Origin of the sequence: Streptomyces alkaliphilus (assembly GCF_014141535.1) — a bacterium.
Classification (GTDB): domain Bacteria; phylum Actinomycetota; class Actinomycetes; order Streptomycetales; family Streptomycetaceae; genus Streptomyces; species Streptomyces alkaliphilus.
Window position 1 is genome coordinate 1 of record NZ_VKHT01000514.1, and the last position, 3,673, is coordinate 3,673.

Here is a 3,673-nt window from a genome sequence, read left to right on the forward strand (position 1 = left end):
GAGGACCGCGCCGTCCCCGGGAGGGGCGGCGGACGGGGCGGCCCGTCCGCCGCCGGGTTCACCAGCCGCGGGAGGCGTAGCGCTCGCTCTCGGGCAGGGTGTCGCAGTTGATGCCGACCATGGCCTCGCCGAGGTTCCGGGAGGCGTCGGCGATCACCTTGGGGTCGTCGTGGAACGTCGTGGCCTTGACGATGGCGGCGGCGCGGCGGGCCGGGTCGCCGGACTTGAAGATGCCCGAGCCGACGAAGACGCCCTCGGCGCCCAACTGCCGCATCAAAGCGGCGTCCGCCGGTGTGGCCACCCCACCGGCGGAGAACAGCACCACCGGCAGCCTGCCGAGGGAGGCGACCTCGGCGACCAGCTCGTAGGGCGCGCGCAGCTCCTTGGCCGCGGCGTACAGCTCGTGGTTGTCCAGGCCCTTCAGGCGGGCGATCTCACCGCGGATCTGCCGCAGGTGGCGCACCGCCTCCACGACGTTGCCGGTGCCCGCCTCGCCCTTGGAACGGATCATCGCCGCGCCCTCGGCGATCCGGCGCAGGGCCTCGCCCAGGTTGGTCGCACCGCAGACGAAGGGGGTGGTGAAGGACCACTTGTCGCTGTGGTTGACCTCATCGGCGGGGGTGAGCACCTCGGACTCGTCGATGTAGTCCACGCCGAGGGCCTGGAGCACCTGCGCCTCGACGAAGTGGCCGATGCGGGACTTGGCCATCACCGGGATGGAGACGGCCTCGATGATGCCCTCGATCATGTCGGGGTCGGACATCCGGGCCACACCGCCGTCCTTGCGGATGTCGGCGGGCACCCGCTCCAGCGCCATGACCGCGACGGCTCCGGCGTCCTCGGCGATGCGCGCCTGCTCGGGGGTGACCACGTCCATGATCACGCCGCCCTTGAGCTGCTCGGCCATGCCGCGCTTGACGCGGGCGGTGCCGGTTCCGGGGGCGCCGGCGGTGGAGGTGTCGGAGGGGGTGGGAGACGTGCTGGACAAGGGTGTCGACCTCACTCGTCGGTCTCGGGGGGCCGCGGCTTGCGACGGGCCCCGGAAGTCTCGGAACATGTCACCGGTCCGGCGACGGTGCCGGCCCCGGACTTCCCGGGTCGCGCGGATCCGGGGGCCGGTGGCGAAAACCGGGCCACGTTCGATGACAACCCGGGAGTGGCATCACACGAAAGGGCCAATCCCGGGCAGGTGGACCGCTCCGCCGGACGCGGACCGGCCCTTCCCTCAGCCGAGGACCAGCAATCGCGGCGGCTCGTCGTCCATCTCGAAGGCGGGTGGGAAGGGAGCCCGCCCCGCGAGACGGAACCAGCGCACGGCGCGGTGGCGGCGCAGGGCCCGGACCGACCGCACGGCGTCGTTGTGGAAGCGGCGGGCCATCGGTACCCGGCGCACGGCGGCCGTCAACTCGTCCAGGGCGGCCGGCCCGCCCGGTGCGGAGCGGATGCCCGTGAGTTGGTCGGGGTCGGCCAACACCGCCCGCAGCGTCTGGCTGAGCTCGCTCTCGGCGACCTCACGACGTTCCTCCTCCGCCTGCCTGGCGTCGTGCGCCGCGCGGTAGAGCACCATGGACGCGGCCGGGTCCAGCAGTCCGGCGGTGGCTATCTCCTGGGCCACGGAGGCACGGCGCAGCAACTGCGCGTCGAGGGCCGCCCGGGCGGCTTCGATGCGGGTGTGCAACCGATCCAGGCGACCGGCCGTCCAGCTGAGGTAGACGCCGATCGCCAACAGGGCGACGAGGGCCCAGATCACGGTGGTCACGGGGAGGAAGACTACCCTCGGCTACCGGCGTGCCCTTCGGCGCGGGGTGCCCCCGCCGTCCGTGGGGGCGCCCCCCTCGTCGGTCACAGCGGTCTCGGCGGCCACCGCCGCCGCTCCCTCGGTGACCGTCTCGTAGACGGCGAGGATCTCCGCGCCCACGGTCTCCCAGTCGAAGCGGCGCACGTGGCGGGAGGCCCTCTCGCTCAGAGCGGTGCGGCGCGCCGGGTCGCCCAGCAGGCGGATCGCGGCCTCGGCCAGGGCGTCGGCGTCCCCGGTGGGGAAGAGCTCCCCCGCGGCACCGGCGTCCAGGACCCGCGCGAAGGCGTCCAGATCCCCGGCGAGCACCGGCGCGCCGGCCGACATCGCCTCGACCAGGATGATGCCGAAGCTTTCCCCCCCGGTGTTGGGGGCCACGTAGAGAGCCACGCTGCTCAGCAGACGGGCCTTGTCCTCGTCGTTGATCATGCCGAGGAAGACCACCCGCTCGCGGGCCCCGGGTTCCAGGCCCTTCAACGCCTCGTCGGTGTCGCCCCGCCCGGCGACCAGGAGTCGGGCGCCCGGGTGTTCCTCGAGGATGCGGGGCAGGGCCCGGGTGAGGACGGGCAGTCCCTTGCGGGGTTCGTCGATGCGACCGATGAACCCGATGGTGTCGCCCTGCCACTCGGGGCGGGGCTCGGCCCGGGCGAAGAAGTCGACGTCCACGCCGTTGGGGATGACCACCGCGTCACCGCCGAGGTGTTCCACGAGGGTGCGGCGGGCGTACTCGCTGACGGCGATCCGGGCGCTGATCTTCTCCAGGGCCGGCTGGAGCAGCGGGTAGGCGGCCACCATGGCGCGGGAGCGGGGGTTGGATGTGTGGAAGGTGGCCACGATGGGGCCACGTGCCACCCAACAGGCGAGGAGGCCCAGGGAGGGCGCGGCCGGTTCGTGGACGTGCAGGACGTCGAAGTCGCCGTCGTGCACCCAGCGGCGGACCCGGGCGGCCGACAGGAACCCGAAGTTGAGGCGGGCGACCGAGCCGTTGTAGGGGACCGGCACGGCCCGGCCGGCGGAGACGGCGCCGGGGGGCAGCTCGGTGTCGTCGTCGGCGGGGGTCAGGACCGAGACCCGGTGGCCGCGGCGGCGAAGGTGCTCGGCGAGGTCACGGACGTGGAACTGCACTCCGCCGGGGACGTCCCAGGCATAGGGACAGACGATGCCGATGGACAGCGGACGCCCGGTGACACGGGGGGCGGCGCCGGTCCCGGACGGTCGGTGGGGACCGGTCGGGGAACTCATGCCCGGGTCCTCCCCCCGTGTCGGGCGGCGGCCCGGGCCTCGCGGTCCCGGGGCCAGAACGGCTGGAGCATGTGCCAGTCCTGCGGGTGGGCGGCGATTCCCTCCGCGAAGCGGGCGGCCATCCTCCGGGTCATGACCAGGGCGGCCTCCTCCCGGGTCGCGGCCTCCTCCGGGCCGGGGACCGGCACGGCGGGATGGATCCTGGCACGCAGCAACGGGCCGTCGTACCACAGCGAGGCGGGAAGCAGGTCGGCCCCGGTCTGTCGGGCGAGTTTCGCCGGACCCAGCGGGAAGCGGGCGGTCTCGCCGAAGAACTCGACCTCGCCGCCGGAGCCGGTCAGATCGCGGTCGGCGACCAGGGCGACCAGCCCTCCTGCCCGCAGGCGGCGGGCGAGGGCACCGAGGGCGGCACCACCGGTGTGGGGCAGGACCTCCATGCCCAGGCTCTCGCGGTGGGCGACGAAGCGGTCGTAGAGGCTCTCCGGTCGGAGGCGTTCGGCGACCGTGGTGAGGGGCACCTTGAGGACGGTCGTGCCCCAGGCGCCCGCGAGGTCCCAGTTGGCCAGGTGGGGCAGGGCCAGGACCACCCCCCGACCGGCGCCCAGGGCGTCGGTGACCCGCTCGATCCCCTCCACC

The 3,673-nt window shown here is 73.8% G+C and carries 4 protein-coding genes; all 4 read right to left on the reverse strand.

From position 1 onward, the window contains the following. Positions 1-58: 58 nt before the first annotated feature. The gene (gene pdxS, locus FNQ90_RS15845) at positions 59-988 is read right to left on the reverse strand and encodes a pyridoxal 5'-phosphate synthase lyase subunit PdxS (RefSeq protein ID WP_143617646.1); all 930 of its coding nucleotides are present in this window, start codon (positions 986-988) and stop codon (positions 59-61) included. A 237-nt stretch (positions 989-1,225) separates the two neighbouring features. After that, a complete protein-coding gene (locus tag FNQ90_RS15850; protein ID WP_143617644.1) occupies positions 1,226-1,759 on the reverse strand; it encodes a hypothetical protein in 534 nt (177 codons plus the stop codon). Positions 1,760-1,780: 21 nt separating this feature from the next. Beyond that, complete coding sequence (locus tag FNQ90_RS15855; protein ID WP_182606984.1) at positions 1,781-2,968, reverse strand: glycosyltransferase family 4 protein; 1,188 nt, start codon at positions 2,966-2,968, stop codon at positions 1,781-1,783. Positions 2,969-3,033: 65 nt separating this feature from the next. Continuing rightward, a partial coding sequence (locus FNQ90_RS15860; protein WP_182606983.1) for a phosphatidylinositol mannoside acyltransferase occupies positions 3,034-3,673 on the reverse strand: 640 nt, incomplete at its 5' end.